The following is a 17,815-nucleotide window of genomic DNA, read 5'->3' as shown; positions in this document are numbered from 1 at the left end:
CAATCGCTTCGTTCCAATTATCTTTTTTCTCAAGATGTTGCTTGAGGCGTTTGATAATATCTTCTGCCTCACCAATGTAAATCAGAGGCCGATCTTATGCATCATCATAACCGAACAAAAAATATACACCAGGAGAGGCAAGTTCACTGCGCTTCTCGCTTTCTTTAATCATGTTTCTTGGCAGCTTATAAGCGATACCTGTCCAGTTTGACAACTCACATATCCATCGTCCATTCGGTGTTCCATCAACAAGAAAAAGCTGGATTCGTTTCCCAAACGTCAAACCTGACACCTCCCATCTGCAAAAAACGCTTCTCTTTTCCAAAGTATATCACAGTAGACTCTGAAACACAAACTTATCTTCTCTGGAAAACTCCTGCCGGATATGCTATCATAATTCCAAAGGAACCCACTCAACTTTAGGAGGTGTCTGCATGAAAATCGAAAACAATCTAAAAGAACTTGCTGCCATGAAAGCGTTTCACAAGGGCAATCGTGAGGAAGGACTACGCCTACAGGAAGAATTTGCTGCTGCGTTTCGGGAGGAATATAAGGATAAGGATCACTGCCCCTGCAAAAAAGCCTGCCGTTACCACGGAAACTGCAAGGAATGTGTCGCTATCCACCGTGCTCACCAAGAACATGTCCCCAACTGTATGCGTCCTCTGCTGAATCAAAAAATCAAATTGCTGTCCGAACTAACCGAACATAGCATTGCCAATGAGATTGAACCTCCAAAGGAGATTTTGAGAAAGGAATTTCTGACAAAACCAGATCCTTCAGAACCACACTCTAAGTAAATATCTATTGCATCAAAACAAATGGGAAGCCGCGTGTCCGGCTTCCCATTTGTTTTAATAGAGGTCCATTTGTAAAAATAAACGCTTTTCTTTTCAAATCATTTGTTGGTCATATGAGCACGGTGCCAAATTTTTCGCTTAATTATAGGAAGGATTTTACATATCATTCCTTTTGTCTTTTTTTCTTTGTTGTATTTTTATGCATTGTATTAATTCGATGGATTTTTAGTTTTGCACTCCTTCTGGCTTTACAATACACATTTTTATCCTTCATAAACTTTTTACAATTTACGAATTACCTGATTTCCCTCTCAAAATCCATTCTCAAAAAGCACAATTATTTTATTTAAAAAATGGTTCCCTCGATGAATTGGACAAAAATATGTCGATAAAGGGAAATTTGTTTGTAAAAAGACAATCTTCTGAAAGAATTTGTCAATCTTAAAATCCCATATGATTTATAAAAACTATTTGATAATTCCAAATTCATCCGATAAACTGAAGTTACATATTGTGCATGATTTGTATTTAATTGTATAAAAAATATCTGAATATTACAAAAATTATAAATCTGCACATCACTGTTCTTACAGGGAGAACGGTCACAATAAGAATGGAGGCACCAGCGATGAAGAAAAAAATTCTTGCTCTGTTGATGGCTGCTGCAATGATGATGGCTGCTACAGCCTGCGGCTCTAGCGAAACAACAGAAACAAGCACAGGGGAAACAACCACTGAAACAACAGAAACCGAAGAAAGCACAACCACCGAAGAAACCTCTGCTGAGGAAACTTCCAACGAAAACAACGACACCTTCACTGTAGCAATCAGCTACATGCCAGATACCCTGGCACCACACTCCGGCGGCTCGGACGACTACACCTCGATGACCCGCCCTCTGTACGATAAACTCTTTATCGAAAACAACGACGGCGGTCTGGACTACTACCTGGCAGACAGCCTGGAAATTTCCGAAGACGGCAAAACCTACACCGTTCACATCCGTGACGATGCAAACTGGTCCGATGGTACCCCAATCACCACCGCTGACATTCAGTTCTGCGCAGATTACTCCGTCCACAAATACGGATACAACCGCTACATCCGCGTCAACGGCGTTGAAGGCAGCATGAACATCATCGACGACAAAACCATCGAGTTTGTTCTGCCAGAACCATACAACTATCAGATCGTTACTCTGTCCGGCATGAACGTTTACCCAGCTCATGTCTTTGACGGCGATCCGGCAGCTCTGGAAAACTCCACCGAGTACTACAGCACCCCAGGATTTGTTACCTCCGGCGCTTACACCGTTACCGAAATCAATGAGGACAGCTTTGTCTGCACTGCAAGAGACGACTATTACAGAGGCACTCCGCAGGTTAAGAAAATCGTTATGAAGGTTATCGGTTCCGGTTCCACCAAAGCAATCGCTTTTGAAAACGGCGAAATCGACTACATGCGTATTACCACTGTTGATGAGCTGGAAAAATACAGCTCTCAGCCAGACAAATACAACATCTATTCCTTCTCCGAAGCAAGACTGAACTACCTGCAGGTCAACCCATTTGGCCCAGCAAACCTGAATGACGAGCAGCGCGAAGCACTGTTCTATGCTATCAACGGTGACGAAGTCATCGACGCAGCTTACGGCTCCGATGAACTTGCTACCAATCCAAACTCGATCCTGACTCCAGATCAGACCCTTTACAACCCAGACACTCCAGACTACGTTTTCGATCTGGACAAAGCAAAAGAACTTGCAGAATCCTCCGGTCTGTCCGGCATGACTCTGACCTACATCTACAATGCTGACCGTCCAAACATGGAAGCTGTCGCAGTCGTTCTGCAGCAGCAGCTGGCTCAGATCGGCGTTAACCTGCAGATCGAAGGCATGGATTCCACTTCCTTCTTCCAGAGATTCTTTGCTGCTTCCTCTTACGGCTTCAATGGCCAGGAAACCACTTGGGATCTGGGCACCAACGGTTGGGATTCGATGCGCGGTACCACTCTGCACCAGGCATACAGCTACCTGAATCAGGCTGACAACGCTTGGGGTCTGACCGACACCTGCGGCGAGCTGGCAGTTCAGGTAAACACCACCTCCGATCCTGAAGAAGCTCAGAAGCTGGCAGATGAAGTTGTTCAACTGGCTCTGGATCAGCACCGCATCTACCCACTGACCTACACCAACTATGTCATGGTATCTCAGAAGAATGTAACCGGTCTGGACTGCAGCCCGATCATTCCTGAATTTATCGACTACCTGGGTATTTCTGTCAACGGCTAATCAATTTTCTCAATCAAAAAACAGTCCTTGACCCCAAGGACTGTTTTTTAATAAGGAAAGGAAAGACAAATGTTAAAGTATTGTTTAAAGAAAGTTGGACAGTTGGCAATCGTCATGCTGCTGATCTCCTTTTTCTCCTTTGCTATCATCGACCTGGCACCTGGCGACATCTCTTCCATGTACCTGACAGAGGATATGACAGAGGAAGAGAAACAGATTGTTATTGAGAAACTTGGTCTGGACAAAAGCATGGGAGAGCAGTATCTGTCCTGGGCAGCCGAAGCTCTGCAAGGAAACTTTGGCGTCTCGCTGTCCTATAAAACCCCTGTTATGCCGATGCTGCTCAAGCGTCTCCCTTCTACCATCCTCCTGATGGGTACCTCGCTGGTGGTATCCCTCGTTCTATCCATACCGCTGGGTCTGATTGCCGGCTATAAGAAAAACACCTGGATCGACAACGCAATCAGCGGATTTGCCTATATCGGCATGTCCATCCCTTCCTTCTACTTTGGTATGCTGCTCATCATTTTATTTACCGCCAAGCTGCACATTCTGCCGTCCTCCGGTATGCATACCGTCGGTGTCGATACCCCGCTGGATACCTTCATCCACATGATTATGCCGGTGCTCACCATGGCGCTGGGCACCATGGCCTCCAAGATCCGCTATGTGCGCGCAAACACCATCGGACAGCTGAGCGAAGAATATGTCCTGGCAGCCAAAGCAAAGGGCACCACTCCTGCCGAAATCCTGCGCAAACATGTTCTGAAAAACACCCTGCTGCCAATCATCACCATCATCGGCATGAACCTGGCATCGCTGGTCTGCGGCTCGTTCATCATCGAGAGCGTCTTTGGCTGGCCTGGCGTCGGCAGCTTTGCGATGGAAGCCATCGGAAAGCGTGACTATCCGGTCATCATGGCCTACGTCATGCTCTCCGGCTTTATCCTGGTCGTCGGCAACTTTGTCGCAGACATTTTGTATTCGTTTGCAGATCCGAGAATCAAAAGGGGGATTGACGTAGCAAATGGAAAATAAGATCGTCATTCATGAAAATTCCTTCCAGCGCATGGAAAAAAAGCCCAAAGAGCTGGGCACCGTCTATCACCGCAGCCTCTGGAAAGATATCGTCAATGAAATCAAGTCCAATCCGGTGGCAGTCTTTGCCGTCATCTTTTTGATCATCATTATCATTGCTGCACTGCTGGCTCCTTTAAGCCCTTACGATCCCAACAAACTGGATCTGGCAAACAAGTTTGCTGCACCTTCCTCGGAGCATTTCTTCGGCTGTGACGCCTATGGCCGCGACTACTTTACCCGCGCACTCTACGGCGGCCGCGTTTCGCTGCTGGTCGGCTTCTGCGCCATGCTGGTCACCGTCTTTATCGGCACCACCATCGGCATCTTCTCCGGCTATATCGGTGGAAAACTGGACATGCTGCTGATGCGTTTTACCGACATCTTCCTTGCGCTGCCGAGCATGCTGTTGATGATCGTGCTCAACACCATCCTGAAGCCTGGCATGGTCACCCTGATTCTGGTGCTCAGCCTGTTCTCCTGGGCTTCGGTTGCCCGTATCACCCGCGCAGAAACAATGTCCTTAAAAGAGCGTGACTTTGTCATCGCTTCCAAAAACCTGGGTGCCGGAAGCGTCCTCATCGCGGTCAAACATATCCTGCCAAACATCCTCGGTCCGGTCATCGTTGCCGCCAGCCTTGGCGTTGCAAGCGCCATCCTGACCGAATCCTCCCTGAGCTTCCTCGGCCTTGGCATCTCGATCCCACATGCCTCCTGGGGCAGCATGCTGCAGGAAGCACAGACCTATATTCTGGACAAACCACTGCTGGCAGTCTACCCTGGTTTGCTCATCCTGCTCACCGTTCTCAGCTTTAACATTCTGGGCGACGTGCTCCGCAGCGCGCTGGAACCAAAGATCGTAAAATAAGGAGGAAATCATGAGTACACTGGTAAATGTCAAAAACCTTTCCGTCTCTTATTTTACCTATGCCGGTGAGGTTCAATCTGTCCGCGGTATCAGCTTTGATATCGAAAAAGGAAAAACAACCGCACTCGTCGGTGAATCCGGCTGCGGCAAATCGGTCACCTCCAAATCGCTGCTGGGCCTGATTGAAAAGCCAGGCGTCATCAAGGAAGGCAGCCAGATTTTCTATGAGGGCAAAAACATTCTGGAATTTAAGGACAAGGAATGGTTTGCGTTTCGCGGCAAGGAATGCTCGATGATCTTCCAGGATGCGCTGGTCTCGCTCAATCCAACCATGATGGTCGGCAAGCAGATCATGGAAAACCTGCAAAATCACAACGACGCTCACCTGTCCCAGTCCGAAATCCAAAAGAGAGCGCAGGAGATGCTGGACCTGGTCGGTATTCCCGATTCCCACGCCTGCATGAACAAATATCCACATGAGCTCTCCGGCGGTATGCGCCAGCGCGTCATGATCGCCACTGCGCTCATCACCAATCCCAAGCTGCTGATTGCCGATGAGCCAACCACTGCGCTGGACGTCACCATCCAGGCACAGATTCTGGAACTGATGAAGCAGCTCCAGAAAAAGCTCGGCATGGCGATCATCATGATTACCCATGACCTCGGTGTCGTCGCTGACATCGCCGACGAAATTGTCGTCATGTACGCCGGCAAAATCGTGGAACGTGGAAGCAATGAGGAAATCTTCTACAATCCGCGCCATCCTTATACCTGGGCACTGATGAACTCGGTTCCTCGTCTGGACCTGGATAATAAGCAGGAGCTGGTCACCATCGAAGGCAGCATCCCTGATATGATTAATCCTCCCAAGAGCTGTGCCTTCTGCAGCCGCTGTCCTTATGCGATGAATATCTGCGCAGAATACGAACCGGAAACCGTCGACCTGGGCAACGGTCATCAGGTTGCCTGCTGGCTGACCGATCCTCGCGCCGATATCACCGGTGTACCGTTCCATACTGGAGGTGGCAAACATGAATAACAGACCTGTGGAACTGGAGGTAACCAACCTCTGCAAATACTATAACGCCGGAAGAAAACGTGTCCTGAAGGCGGTCGACGACATCTCCTTTGTCATCCACAAGGGTGAAACATTGGGAATCGTCGGTGAGTCCGGCTGCGGCAAAACCACCTGCGGCAAAACCTGCATCGGCATGCTGCAGCCGACCAGCGGCCAGGTAAAATATCAGGGCAAGGATGTCCACCACCTCACCAAAAAGGAACGCTTTGACTTCAGCGGCAAGGTGCAGATGATCTTCCAGGACCCTTATGCTTCGCTGGACCCTCACCAGAAGGTCTATGACATCGTCGCCGAGGGCATCCGCATCCATAAGCTGGCACAGACCAAAGAGGAAGAGGAGCGCATGGTGCTGGAGCTGCTGGACATGGTCGGACTGAACTCGGAACACGCCATGAGAAACGTCCATGAGTTTTCGGGCGGTCAGCGTCAGCGCATCGGTATCGCCAGAGCGCTCGCTGTCAATCCGGAGTTTCTGTTCTGCGACGAACCGATCTCTGCGCTGGACGTTTCGATTCAGGCACAGATCATCAACCTGCTGATGAAGCTGCAGAAGGAAAAGGATCTGACCATGCTGTTCATCGCCCACGACCTCTCGATGGTCAAACATATCTCCGACCGCATTGCGGTTATGTACCTGGGCAATATGGTCGAGCTCTCTCCTTCCAGCGATCTGTACCGCAAACCGCTGCATCCATACACCGAGGCGCTGCTGTCCGCAGTGCCGATTGCAGACCCCAAAGCCTCGCGTGAGCGCAAAAAAATCATGCTCACCGGTGATGTTCCCTCTCCGGTCAATCCGCCGGCGGGCTGCCGTTTCAGCGGACGCTGCAGCAGATGTACCGACATCTGCCTGAACAAACGTCCTGAACTCAAGGAAATCGAGCCAGGCCATTTTGTCGCCTGCCATCTTTATAACAACCTTTAAAGACCATATTTTATATTGAAGGAGGAATTTTCCCATGGAAGTTATCAAAACACTCCCTGAAATCTTTGAGGAATTTAGCGAACAGCGCCGCAATTCCTTTTTGCACGCCTATGAAACCAAACAAAAGAACATTCCTTTCGTAGGTACCTTCTGCACCTACACTCCTACCGAGATCATCATGGCTGCCGGCGCCATTCCGGTCGGTCTGTGCTCCTTCTCGGATGAAACCATCTCCGATGCAGAACAGGATCTTCCCCGCAATCTTTGCCCGCTGATTAAATCCAGCTATGGCTTCGCCAAGACCCAGAAATGTCCGTTCTTCTACTTCTCCGACCTGATCATCGGCGAAACCACCTGCGACGGCAAAAAGAAGATGTACGAGATGCTGGGTGAAATCAAGGACACCTACATCATGGAGCTGCCAAACCGTCAGTCGATCATGGGCCGCAAGCTCTGGAGAGAAGAGGTCGTCGCTCTGAAAAACAAGCTGGAAGAAAAATTCGGCGTCGAGATCACCGAGGAAAAGGTTCGTGAGCAGGTTAAACTCTCCAACCAGAACCGTCTGGCTCTGCGCCACTTCTATGAGCTGATGAAGCTCGATCCGCCTCCGATGGCAGGTGCAAACCTCTACGGCGTTCTGTACGGTTCCAGCTTTAAGTTTGACCGCCAGAAGGCTATCGACGAGGTCAACGCACTGACCGAGCGCATCAAGAAGGAATATGACGAGGGCAACCGTCCAATTCCAAAACGTCCGCGTATTCTGGTCACCGGCTGTCCTATCGGCGGCAATGCCATGAAGGTCGTCAAGAGCATCGAGGCAAACGGCGGCAACGTTGTCTGCTTCGAAAACTGCGGCGGTGCAAAATCGGTCGATGAGCTGGTCAACGAGTACGCCGACGATATTTACCAGGCAATCGCAGACCGCTACCTCAACATCGGCTGCTCCTGCATGACACCGGACGACAACCGCTTCAAGCTGCTGGGCCGTCTGCTGGACGAATATAAGATCGACGCTGTTGTCGAAGTTATTCTGCAGGCTTGCCACACCTACAACGTTGAATCCTACAACATCAAACGCTTTGTCACCAGCAAAGGTCTTCCTTATATGTGCGTAGAGACCGACTACTCCTCTGCGGACATCGGCCAGCTCAATACCCGCTGTGCTGCTTTCATCGAAATGCTCTAATCTTTTGTCTCCAAGATTTCCTTAAAAAAACAGGACCTGCATTGGGATTTTCCAATGCAGGTCCTGTTTTTTCAAGGGTGTATTAAGCTTCTTCCTGGTTTTCATCGTAATATTGAGCCTGTGCGTTCCACAGCTCATAGTATTTTCCGCTTTCATCCGCAACCAGCTGGTCATGGGTTCCCTTCTGAACCACGGCGCCGTGGTCAAAGACTGCGATTTCGTCGCAGAACTTGCAGGAGGAAAGACGATGGCTGATGTAAATCGCCGTTTTATCCTCGATAATCTCGTTAAACTTGCTGTAAATTTCTGCCTCCGCCATCGGATCGAGCGCAGCGGTCGGCTCGTCGAGGATGATAAACGGCGAATCCTTGTACAGTGCTCTGGCAATCGCAATCTTCTGCGCCTCGCCGCCGGAGACCTCTACGCCTTCCTTGTCCAGATCCTTGTATAGATAGGTATCCAGCCCATACGGCATCCGCTCCATGCGCTCGGCAAAGCCGGCGTTTTTCAGCGATACCATCACGCGCTCCCTGTCATAGGATGCTGCACCCGCTACGTTTTCGCCCAGCGGCAGCGCCATCAGCTGGAAATCCTGAAATACCACCGAGAAGATGTCGATATAATCGTCGTACCGGTATTTGCGAATGTCGATGCCGTTTAATAAAATCTTACCTTCGGTCGGGTCGTACAGCCGGCAGAGCAACTTGATAAAGGTGGTCTTGCCCGAACCGTTCATTCCCACCACGGCAAGACGTTCTCCCACCTTAAACTTCATGCTGACGTGGCGCAGCGCCCACACATCGGCGCCAGGGTATTTGAAGGATACATCCTTAAATTCCACTTCATACTGGCGGTCGGCGCGCTTCTCGGTGGTCAGGCTGCCCTGATACATCTTGTTTGGAACATCCAGAAATGCAAAGTTCTGTTCCAGAAAGGCAGCGTTTGCACGCATCACGCCAAACTGTTCCAGCAGGTCGGCGATGCCTAAAAACAGGTTGTTGATGGCGCCCACATACTGGGTGACCGAACCGACACCAAACGCACCCGCCCATGCTTTCAGACAGGCAAACAGGTACACCACGCCGGTTAGAATAACGGCAACACTTCGGGAAGCCATCATCCAAAGACCGCGCGGACCGCGGGACATTTTTGCAAGAACAGAGTCAGCGCTGAAAATTCGGTTTCCCTGCATATATTTTCTACCGACTCTTTCCTCCTGGTTATAGATTCTCATGTCAGCCGCGCGTTTTCTGTCCTGCGCTAAAAAGCCATAGAAATCAAACAACCGATTTCCATATCGGGCTGTTTCCGCCCACTGGGTCCAATATGCATTTGATTTGTTTGCACACATCGGAGACAGCAGTGCAATCCCCAGCATTAGCGCCACCATCAACACCGCACAAAGAGGATGGTTGAGCAGCGTAAAATCGCCCTCTGGCACCGGCAATATAAACAGGCTCACCGACAGGACAATACCACCGAGGATACGCAGAACAGCCAGCAACATTTTTTCAAATCCATCCATATTAAGCCAAAATCCCCAGCCATTCCAGTTCATATTCTGTTTCACCTGGGAATACAGGTCATAAACCTGCTGGCGGTCCACATCGGCATAATCCAGTTTCATCCACTTTTCCATCCAGATGCGGTCGTACAACCGGTCTGCACTGGCCTTTTCACAGTTGTACCAGCGGTTGAGAACACCTGTACACAACGAGAGCAGCGCCGCAGACACCAGCTGAATCACAACCAGCTGGAATAAGCGTTCGGGGCTTCGATTTCCCGCCAGTTCGTTGATAATCTGCGCAGAAAGCCAGATGGTGACATAGGGACTCAGCGCTTTCAAAATCGAATAGAAGGTGCAGGAAACAAAGTACTTTGGACATAGCTTACCCCAGATTTTCAGGGCGCGCAGATTTCTTTCCCAGGCAATTTTATAGGAAACCTTATTCTCCATCCTGACAATCTCCTTCCTTGTAATACTGGCTCTGCACCTCAAACAGGTGCGCATACCCGCCGTTTGCCGCCAGCAGCTGTTCATGGGTTCCTTCCTCCACGATGGCTCCATGCTCCAAAAACAGGATGCGGTCGCAGAAGCGTGTGGACGCCAGACGGTGGGAGATAAACAGCGAGGTTCTTCCATGGGTCATTTCGCTGTATTTCATGTAGATATCATTCTCCGCAATCGGGTCGAGCGCCGCGGTCGGCTCATCCAGAATAATCAATGGCGAATCCTTGTACAACGCTCTTGCCAGCATCAGTCGCTGGGTCTGGCCGCCGGACAGCTCGATGCCGTCCTCGAACACTCTGCGTCCAACCTTGGTTTCCAGCTGCTTTGGCAGCGAGCGAATCTTCTCGGTCAGTCCTGCCTGTTCCAGACAGTCCCATACCTTCGGAATGTCGATGCCTTCCACCCGCTGAGCGACGTTTTCAGCGACACTTGCCTCCAGCACCGAGAAATCCTGAAAGACCGCTTCAAACAGCTCGTAGTAGTCGCGGCGGTTATATTTGCGGATGTCCTCGCCGTTTAAAAGAACTCTGCCCTCGGTCGGATCCAGGAATCCGCAGACCAGTTTGACCAGTGTGGTCTTGCCGGCACCGTTTAAGCCGACAATCGCCAGCTTTTCGCCAGGGTGAATAGTCAGATTCATCTTCGAAATGGTGTCCTTCTGCGCTTCGGGATAGCGATAGGACACATTTTCCAGCTTGATTTCATACTCCCTGTTCATATCCTTTGCAAGCGGCTCACCGTCCTCAAAGCAAAACGGCTCCGGCCATTCCAGGAATTCCCGCACGATGGAAAGATCCAGACTTTGCTTGTGCAGAATCGAAAACTGGTCCAGAATACCGGTCACCCACTGGGTAAAGCCGCTGACCGCGTTAAAATAGAGCAAAAACTGCGATACCGGCAGTCCCTGATCGAGCACCAGTCCGATCAGGTAGACATAAGCGATGCCATTTCGGGCAAACGCCAGCAGTAAATCCACCACATTGGTCCAGAGATAGGTTTTCTCTCTCTTTTCCAAAAATGCGCGATACAGAGAGAAGGTGCTGTTCCAGAGATCATCCAGCCAGCTGCGAAGCCCAAAGATGCGGACATCCTTTGCAAAGGCTCTGTTTTCCGACTGAAACCGGATATAATCCATCTGTTGATTGTATTTGATTTCTTCCTCCCTGTGGCGATATCCCCACTCGTTGATGCGCTTGTTGATAAAATAACCGGCCACCGTTGTCGCCAGAACCACAAGGATCAGTCCCAAATTTAACGTAGACAGCAGCGCCAGATAAACTGCAAATCCCAGCACATTGGTCAGGATGTCGGTCCATGTTTTCCAGACCGCTTCGGTAGAATCCCTGTTGGAGGAGCAGGCGCGAGATGCTTTTTTGCTATACTCGATAAACCTTGTGTCCAGAAGGTTTGCAAAGGAGGTCTCTGCCAGCTTCTGATTGAGCATGTTGATAACTTTAATTCGGACATCTACCCGACCAAACAAGGTGTTTTCTGTAAAATAGGCTTTGAGCGCAGACACAGCCAGCAGCACCACACTAAACCCCAGGATGGTGGAAACCAGCTCCCCAAGCGGCGCCATCGTTTCGACCTTTTGCAGAATCATCGGTGCAATCAGCAGCTCGGTGATGGTCACACCCGCTGTTGCCGCCGCCAGAGCGACACAGAGAAAAAGCACGAGTTTATTATCTTTCCAGGCAACTTTCACCATGAAGCCGGTGTTCTGCCACATGTTATATTTTGGCTTTTGCAGTTGATTCGTTTTCATCCTTTTCACCTCGGTTTTATCTTAGCATAAAAAACGTCCCCGTGTTCATTTCGGGGACGAATTGTTCCTATTGGGGGACGAATTGCAAAATTACCCTTCGACTGGGTCCTGCGGGAGCAAAATCTCGGTGGTGAAGGCGCCATCCTCACTGTTGCGGCTGAGGTACCCGCCGTGACGCTCGACGATGTTGTCGATGCGCACCAGTCCAAAACCGTGACCTTCTCCCTTGCTGGAAGCAAACCGACCCTTGACCTTTGTTAGCTTTCCCTTTGCGGTAAAATTGGTAAACGAGATGTACAGCTGGGTGTTCTTCATGTCCATATAGACGCGGATCATCCGCTCCTCCGGCGGCAGCGCAAGGCTTGCCTCGATGGCATTGTCAAACAGGTTGCCGATGATGCAGCACAGGTCGATCTCTGGCGTGGTGAGTGCCAGCGGAATGTTTGCGTCGGCGTGGACCTCGATGTCGTGCGACTTTGCCAGCGAGATCTTGCTGTTGAGGATGGCGTCGCACATGGGATTGCCCGACTTGACCACCGTGTCGACGGTGGTCAGATCCTTGTCCAGCTCATCCAGATACAAGCGGATGGCCTCCCAGTTTTCACTGGCGGCATAGGCTTTCATCGTCTGGATATGGTTGCGGTAGTCGTGCCGCCAGCCGCGAATTTGGTTGTACATGTTCTCTACCTCTCGGTAGTGGGTTTCGATCAGCTCCCGCTGATAGTCTGCGATCCGTCGGTCGATCATATTGGCGATAAAGTGCAGTTTCATGCCGACCCTCCTTTACAGACGGGCGATAATCGCCCGATTGAGCGGTTCATACTGTCCGCGCGGCAATGGAAGCCTCGTTCCATCGGACAAGGTGACCTCGGTTTTGGTGACCTTCTGGACGCAGGTCAGATTTAGGATGCAGCTGCGCCCGATGCGTAAAAACCGCTCGTCCAGCTGCGGCTCAAATTCGGCCAGCGCACGCTTGAGGGTATAGTCCTGCTTTGCATGGACGGTGACATAGTTGTGCTGCACATCCAGATAGCGAATCTCATACAAGGGCACCCGCACCATCTCGCCGCTCAATTCCAGCAGGATGGTCTTTTCATTTTTCTGCAGTTTCTCCGCGGCACGGCTGAGCACCTGTTTTAATTTTGCAGGCTGTACCGGCTTAATCAGATAGTGCAGTGCCGCTACATCGTACCCTTCGGCGATATATTCCGAATAGCCACTGATAAAGACAATCTGTACCGCCTCGTTTTCTTTGCGGACGGTCTTTGCCATCGTGACTCCGTCCATCTGGCCCATTTCAATGTCCAGCAGCAGAATATCCCAGCATTTGTCCTCGGAATAACGGAATAAAAACGCCTCCGCCGACGAAAAAAGTTCGGTCTGCGGCTCCTCCAGCCGGTTTTCCTGTGCCCACTCTTTGACAATGGACACGATCAGTTCTCCATCGGCAGCACAGTCGTCACAGATGGCAATACGATAGCTCATGCACTTCTCCCTCTCTGCAAATCATTCTGTTCTCTATTGTATCAACTCTCCCAACAAAAGGCAATGAAAATAAAACGCTGCTGAAAACACAAAAACCGGAGTGATTTCCACTCCGGTTTTTGCATGGGGGTTATTTTATATGAAAACGGATTATTCCTGCTTCTGGCATCCTGCGCAGCCGTGAGAACACTTCCACAGCCGATCCGCTGTCGGTGTCCAGTTTTTGGCATAGTCGATACATTTGCCGCACAGGTGTTCTGCACTCTCCGGCGATTCCAGATCGGTCGAATGGGCGCCCGTCCTTCTGACCATTTCCTGCAATTTTTCTGGATTTTCCAGCATTGGGCATGGGCGCAGATGGTTTTCATTAAACGGCTGACCGTCATGGTAAGCCATAAACAGCGGCGAGGTCAACGCCTGCAACAGGGTCTTTTCACGGATGTTGGAATCCGAATAATGGATAAAGACGCACGGTTCAATATCGCCGTTTGGATTGATATGCAGATAGTTTCTTCCGCCGGCAATACATCCGCCGACATACTCACCGTCGTTTTGGAAGTCGATGGTGAAGATCGGTTTGGTTTTGCGGTATTCACGAATGCAATGATACATCTGCTCTCTTTGCTGCGGTGATGGAAGCAGATCTGCAACAGCGCCATTGCCAACCGGCATATAATGGAAGAACCACGCAAATTTTGCTCCCCATTTTACCAGCTGATCGATAAACTCCTCCGAGCTGATCGAATCCAGGTTCTGGCTGGTATAGCAGCAGGAAACGCCGAACGGCAGTTTTTTGCGTTTGAGAATCTCCATGGCGCGAACAACTTTCTGATAGGTTCCTTTGCCACGGCGGGCATCGGTGGTTTCCTCTCCACCTTCTACACTGATTGCCGGAATAAAGTTTTTGATCCGCAGCATCTCGTCGGCAAATTCTTCATCAATCAGGGTTGCATTGGTAAATGCCAGGAATTCACAGTCGCTGTGCTTGTTGCACAATGCGATCAGATCGCGTTTCCGCATCAGCGGCTCGCCGCCGGTATAGATGTACATATAGACGCCCATCTCTTTGCCCTGTGTGATGATCGAATCAATCTCGTCAAAGCTGAGGTTCAGACGGTTGCCATATTCTGCTGCCCAGCATCCGGTACAATGCATATTGCAGGCAGAGGTTGGGTCCAGAAGAATTGCCCACGGAACATTGCAGTGATATTCCTCCATCACCTTTTCTCTCTTTTCTGCCCAATCCAGGTTTGCGTTCATAATAAAGTTCTCAAAGAACTTGCGGATGATCTGAGGGTCGATGTCTGTCCACACACTTTCGATCAGTTCAAACCAGTTGTTGTCCTGATCCTCCAAAATTTCTCGAAAGACCTTTCTTTGAGGGGCATAGACCGATTCCGGCAAAACCTTATCAATCATTTCCATCAGTTTTGGAAGGTTCGTTTTCGGGTCCTTTTCCAGATAATCATATACTTTTCTCATTCCAAGATTCATCATTTTTGCAGAAAAACTCATACATTTCACTCCTTTGATTTTTCTGAAATAGCTTATTCTGATTGTAACTCCCTGTTCCCATCTGAACAATAGACAAAAAGAATCGGGTGTCTAAACTTTAGACACCCGATTTTCTTTGTCTATTTTGTTTCCTCGAATTTTTCCAGTGTATAAGCAATACTTCCGTCCATACAGCAAAACAGCTTGTCCAGCTTCCCCAGCTTATCCTTTGGCATATCATATTCCATCCACTCCATAAAAAAGCCGACCATCATCAGAACATAGACATCTGTAACAAAGTCCCGATTCTCCTGGCTGACTTCCATTGACTGTGCTACTTCACTGACAATAGAGGTCAAAATCGGCTTGAGCCACGATTTTAAGCGATCCTCCAGCTGAACACGATTAACGGAGTGATAAACATTAAGCACCAAGCTCCGATTTTCCTGCATATAGTCCAGAATCCTTCTGCATCCCTGATGCCAGCTGGTATAGTCAGAATAATCCTTTAAAAGGCGCTCAAAGTCGTGATGAAAAATCCAGTCTACCAGATCGTAGACATCCTGAAAATGATAATAAAAAGTCTGTCGATTTACCCCACAATCATCGACAATATCTTTGATGGTAATTTTATTCAAGGTCTTTTTTTGAAGCAAAGACTTGAGTGAATTTGCCAACGCCTGTTTTGTCATTTGAGACATGCTGTCTTCTCCTTTCCCTGCTGTTAAATTATGTATCATCATATCATATTTTAAATGGCGGCGCAACTTTTACACTTTTAAGCCTTTGTATAAAATCCAAACAGGAATTCTTTTTTGTCTATGGTAAATGCCAACTGATTCCGTTACAATACAATCACCAAAAGCAAATATCTCCGGTGCAAAAACAAAATTGCACCGTCCACAAACCATAAACATCTTACAGATTCCCAATGGAGGTTTCACTATGTATTACAGCAATGGCAACTATGAAGCATTTGCACGTCCGTTAAAACCAGAAGGAGTTGACAACAAAACCGCCTGGCTGGTAGGTTCCGGTCTCGCATCCCTTTCCGCAGCCTGTTTCCTGATCCGCGACGGTCAGATGAAGGGCGAAAACATCCACATTTTAGAGGAACTCAAGCTGCCTGGCGGCGCCTGCGACGGCATCCAGGATCAGCAGCTCGGCTTTGTCATCCGTGGAGGCCGCGAGATGGAAAACCACTTCGAATGTCTGTGGGATCTTTTCCGCTCCATTCCGTCCATCGAAACACCGGATGCCTCCGTTCTGGACGAATATTACTGGCTGAATAAGCGCGATCCCAACTACTCGCTGATGCGTGCAACCCAAAACCGCGGCGAAGATGCTCACACCGATGGAAAGTTTACCCTGTCTGATAAAGCTGCCATGAGCGTCATCAAACTGTTCATGACGCCAGACGAACAGCTCTACGACAAGAAGATCACCGATGTGCTGGACCCAGAATTTTTTGAATCCAACTTTTGGCTCTACTGGCGCACCATGTTCGCCTTTGAAACCTGGCATTCTGCATTAGAAATGAAGCTGTACATCCAGCGCTTCATTCACCACATCGGCGGCCTGCCGGATTTCTCCGCCCTCAAATTTACCAAGTATAATCAGTATGAATCGCTGATTCTGCCGCTGATCCGCTATCTGGAAGCACACAACGTTCAGTTCCACTATGATACGCAGGTCACCAATGTAAAATTTGAATTTGAAGGCAGCAAAAAGATTGCACGCCAGATTTTGTGCATCCAGGAAGGCAAGGAAAAAACCATTGAATTGACCGAAAACGATCTTGTTTTTGTCACCAATGGTTCCTGCACCGAAAATTCTTCTCTGGGTGACAACCATCATGCTCCGGTCATGAACACCCAGCCTGGAGAGGGCGGCTGCTGGCAGCTGTGGAAGAACATCGCCGCCCAGCACCCTGACTTTGGACATCCAGAAAAATTCTGTTCCAATATCGAAGCAACCAACTGGGAATCGGCTACCGTCACTACACTGGATGACCGCATCCCGCCGTACCTCCAGAAGATCTGCAAACGTGACCCATTCTCTGGAAAGGTCGTCACCGGCGGCATCATCACCGTCAAGGATTCTGCCTGGATGTTAAGCTACACCTTTAACCGCCAGCCTCACTTCAAGGCTCAGCCGGAAGGCCAGCTGGTCGGTTGGATCTACGGTCTGTTCACCGATGTCCCAGGCAACTTCATCAAGAAACCGATGAAAGAATGCACCGGTGTTGAGATTTGCGCAGAATGGCTGTATCACATGGGCGTTCCAGAAGATCAGATCATGGACATGGCAGAACACTCCGCCAGCACAATTCCATGTATGATGCCATATATTACCGCTTTCTTTATGCCTCGTGCAAAAGGTGACCGCCCTAATGTTGTACCGGAAGGCTGTGTCAACTTTGCCTTCATCGGACAGTTTGCCGAAACGGTCCGCGATACCATCTTCACCACCGAGTACTCGGTTCGCACCGGTATGGAAGCTGCCTACACCTTGCTCAATATTGACCGTGGTGTACCGGAAGTATGGGGTTCCTGCTATGACATCCGTGCTTTGCTGGATGCCACTTCCAAGATGATGGACGGTAAAAAGCTGACCGAAATTAAACTTCCATTTGGCTATCGTTTGGTCGAGAAAAAGGCACTGGAAAAGGTAGAAGGCACCATTGTGGAAGAACTGTTGAAACTCTACCACTTGATTTAAATAGAAATCCTCTCTTTACTGCGTTATAAAAACAAGGAGGGCATCCCGTTAGATGGGATGCCCTCCTTGTTTTTATAAACGTTGTTACTTTTTTATTCGTTATGTAGCTGCAAAA

The 17,815-nt window shown here is 49.4% G+C and carries 15 protein-coding genes; 8 read left to right on the top strand and 7 right to left on the bottom strand.

All coding sequences use genetic code 11. From position 1 onward, the window contains the following. The coding region (locus tag Q0L39_RS06555) for a hypothetical protein (protein ID WP_366916347.1) at positions 1–82 on the bottom strand (82 nt) is incomplete at its 3' end. Between the two features lie 352 nt (positions 83–434). Here Q0L39_RS06555 and Q0L39_RS06550 point away from each other — a divergent pair. The 7 genes from Q0L39_RS06550 (at position 435) to Q0L39_RS06520 (ending at position 8,224) form a co-directional block, all read left to right on the top strand. Further along, positions 435–800, top strand: coding sequence for an LPS biosynthesis protein (locus tag Q0L39_RS06550; protein ID WP_296627721.1), 366 nt, complete (start codon positions 435–437; stop codon positions 798–800). 628 nt (positions 801–1,428) lie between these two features. Next, a complete protein-coding gene (locus Q0L39_RS06545; protein ID WP_296627720.1) occupies positions 1,429–3,090 on the top strand; it encodes an ABC transporter substrate-binding protein in 1,662 nt (553 codons plus the stop codon). Positions 3,091–3,159: 69 nt separating this feature from the next. After that, entirely contained in the window at positions 3,160–4,128 is a 969-nt protein-coding gene (locus tag Q0L39_RS06540; RefSeq protein ID WP_296627718.1) for an ABC transporter permease, read from the top strand. Then, a complete protein-coding gene (locus tag Q0L39_RS06535; RefSeq protein WP_296627717.1) occupies positions 4,118–5,035 on the top strand; it encodes an ABC transporter permease in 918 nt (305 codons plus the stop codon). The genes Q0L39_RS06540 and Q0L39_RS06535 overlap by 11 nt, the downstream gene beginning before the upstream one ends. Before the next feature lie 10 nt (positions 5,036–5,045). Further along, on the top strand, positions 5,046–6,074 hold the full coding sequence (locus Q0L39_RS06530; RefSeq protein ID WP_296627716.1) for an ABC transporter ATP-binding protein: 1,029 nt from the start codon (positions 5,046–5,048) through the stop codon (positions 6,072–6,074). Continuing rightward, a complete protein-coding gene (locus Q0L39_RS06525) occupies positions 6,067–7,038 on the top strand; it encodes an ABC transporter ATP-binding protein (protein WP_296627715.1) in 972 nt (323 codons plus the stop codon). The genes Q0L39_RS06530 and Q0L39_RS06525 overlap by 8 nt, the downstream gene beginning before the upstream one ends. 34 nt (positions 7,039–7,072) lie before the next feature. Continuing rightward, positions 7,073–8,224: a double-cubane-cluster-containing anaerobic reductase gene (locus Q0L39_RS06520; RefSeq protein WP_296627714.1), complete on the top strand. Its 1,152-nt coding sequence runs from the start codon at positions 7,073–7,075 to the stop codon at positions 8,222–8,224. A gap of 82 nt (positions 8,225–8,306) precedes the next feature. On the opposite strand, the gene Q0L39_RS06515 is transcribed toward Q0L39_RS06520, so the two are convergent. The 6 genes from Q0L39_RS06515 to Q0L39_RS06490 form a co-directional block, all read right to left on the bottom strand. Further along, a complete protein-coding gene (locus tag Q0L39_RS06515; protein WP_296627713.1) occupies positions 8,307–10,181 on the bottom strand; it encodes an ABC transporter ATP-binding protein in 1,875 nt (624 codons plus the stop codon). Continuing rightward, a complete protein-coding gene (locus Q0L39_RS06510) occupies positions 10,171–12,000 on the bottom strand; it encodes an ABC transporter ATP-binding protein (protein WP_296627712.1) in 1,830 nt (609 codons plus the stop codon). The genes Q0L39_RS06515 and Q0L39_RS06510 overlap by 11 nt, the downstream gene beginning before the upstream one ends. A 90-nt stretch (positions 12,001–12,090) precedes the next feature. Continuing rightward, on the bottom strand, positions 12,091–12,771 hold the full coding sequence (locus Q0L39_RS06505) for a GHKL domain-containing protein (RefSeq protein WP_296627710.1): 681 nt from the start codon (positions 12,769–12,771) through the stop codon (positions 12,091–12,093). 12 nt (positions 12,772–12,783) lie between these two features. Next, positions 12,784–13,485, bottom strand: a complete 702-nt coding sequence (locus Q0L39_RS06500) for a LytTR family DNA-binding domain-containing protein (RefSeq protein ID WP_296627709.1) — start codon at positions 13,483–13,485, stop codon at positions 12,784–12,786. A gap of 150 nt (positions 13,486–13,635) precedes the next feature. Then, a complete protein-coding gene (locus tag Q0L39_RS06495; RefSeq protein ID WP_296627707.1) occupies positions 13,636–15,000 on the bottom strand; it encodes a radical SAM protein in 1,365 nt (454 codons plus the stop codon). 119 nt (positions 15,001–15,119) lie between these two features. Next, positions 15,120–15,680, bottom strand: coding sequence for a TetR/AcrR family transcriptional regulator C-terminal domain-containing protein (locus tag Q0L39_RS06490; RefSeq protein WP_296627706.1), 561 nt, complete (start codon positions 15,678–15,680; stop codon positions 15,120–15,122). 244 nt (positions 15,681–15,924) lie between these two features. On the opposite strand from Q0L39_RS06490, the gene Q0L39_RS06485 reads away from it, so the two are divergent. Beyond that, positions 15,925–17,700 carry an oleate hydratase gene (locus Q0L39_RS06485; RefSeq protein WP_296627704.1) on the top strand — a complete coding sequence of 592 codons (1,776 nt, stop codon included), beginning with the start codon at positions 15,925–15,927 and terminating at the stop codon, positions 17,698–17,700. Positions 17,701–17,815: the final 115 nt, after the last annotated feature.

It is taken from the genome of uncultured Negativibacillus sp. (assembly GCF_944388365.1).
Classification (GTDB): domain Bacteria; phylum Bacillota; class Clostridia; order Oscillospirales; family Ruminococcaceae; genus Negativibacillus.
This window is presented reverse-complemented; position numbering and strand designations above follow the sequence as displayed.

Excerpts from the sequence above, each read along its gene's own strand:
- Q0L39_RS06530 (WP_296627716.1), top strand. The coding sequence starts at position 5,046 with ATGAGTACACTGGTAAATGTCAAAAACCTTTCCGTCTCTTATTTTACC.
- Q0L39_RS06525 (WP_296627715.1), top strand. The coding sequence starts at position 6,067 with ATGAATAACAGACCTGTGGAACTGGAGGTAACCAACCTCTGCAAATAC.
- Q0L39_RS06520 (WP_296627714.1), top strand. The coding sequence starts at position 7,073 with ATGGAAGTTATCAAAACACTCCCTGAAATCTTTGAGGAATTTAGCGAA.
- Q0L39_RS06510 (WP_296627712.1), bottom strand. The coding sequence starts at position 12,000 with ATGAAAACGAATCAACTGCAAAAGCCAAAATATAACATGTGGCAGAAC.
- Q0L39_RS06500 (WP_296627709.1), bottom strand. The coding sequence starts at position 13,485 with ATGAGCTATCGTATTGCCATCTGTGACGACTGTGCTGCCGATGGAGAA.
- Q0L39_RS06535 (WP_296627717.1), top strand. The coding sequence starts at position 4,118 with ATGGAAAATAAGATCGTCATTCATGAAAATTCCTTCCAGCGCATGGAA.
- Q0L39_RS06485 (WP_296627704.1), top strand. The coding sequence starts at position 15,925 with ATGTATTACAGCAATGGCAACTATGAAGCATTTGCACGTCCGTTAAAA.
- Q0L39_RS06550 (WP_296627721.1), top strand. The coding sequence starts at position 435 with ATGAAAATCGAAAACAATCTAAAAGAACTTGCTGCCATGAAAGCGTTT.
- Q0L39_RS06515 (WP_296627713.1), bottom strand. The coding sequence starts at position 10,181 with ATGGAGAATAAGGTTTCCTATAAAATTGCCTGGGAAAGAAATCTGCGC.
- Q0L39_RS06505 (WP_296627710.1), bottom strand. The coding sequence starts at position 12,771 with ATGAAACTGCACTTTATCGCCAATATGATCGACCGACGGATCGCAGAC.
- Q0L39_RS06490 (WP_296627706.1), bottom strand. The coding sequence starts at position 15,680 with ATGTCTCAAATGACAAAACAGGCGTTGGCAAATTCACTCAAGTCTTTG.
- Q0L39_RS06545 (WP_296627720.1), top strand. The coding sequence starts at position 1,429 with ATGAAGAAAAAAATTCTTGCTCTGTTGATGGCTGCTGCAATGATGATG.
- Q0L39_RS06495 (WP_296627707.1), bottom strand. The coding sequence starts at position 15,000 with ATGAGTTTTTCTGCAAAAATGATGAATCTTGGAATGAGAAAAGTATAT.
- Q0L39_RS06540 (WP_296627718.1), top strand. The coding sequence starts at position 3,160 with ATGTTAAAGTATTGTTTAAAGAAAGTTGGACAGTTGGCAATCGTCATG.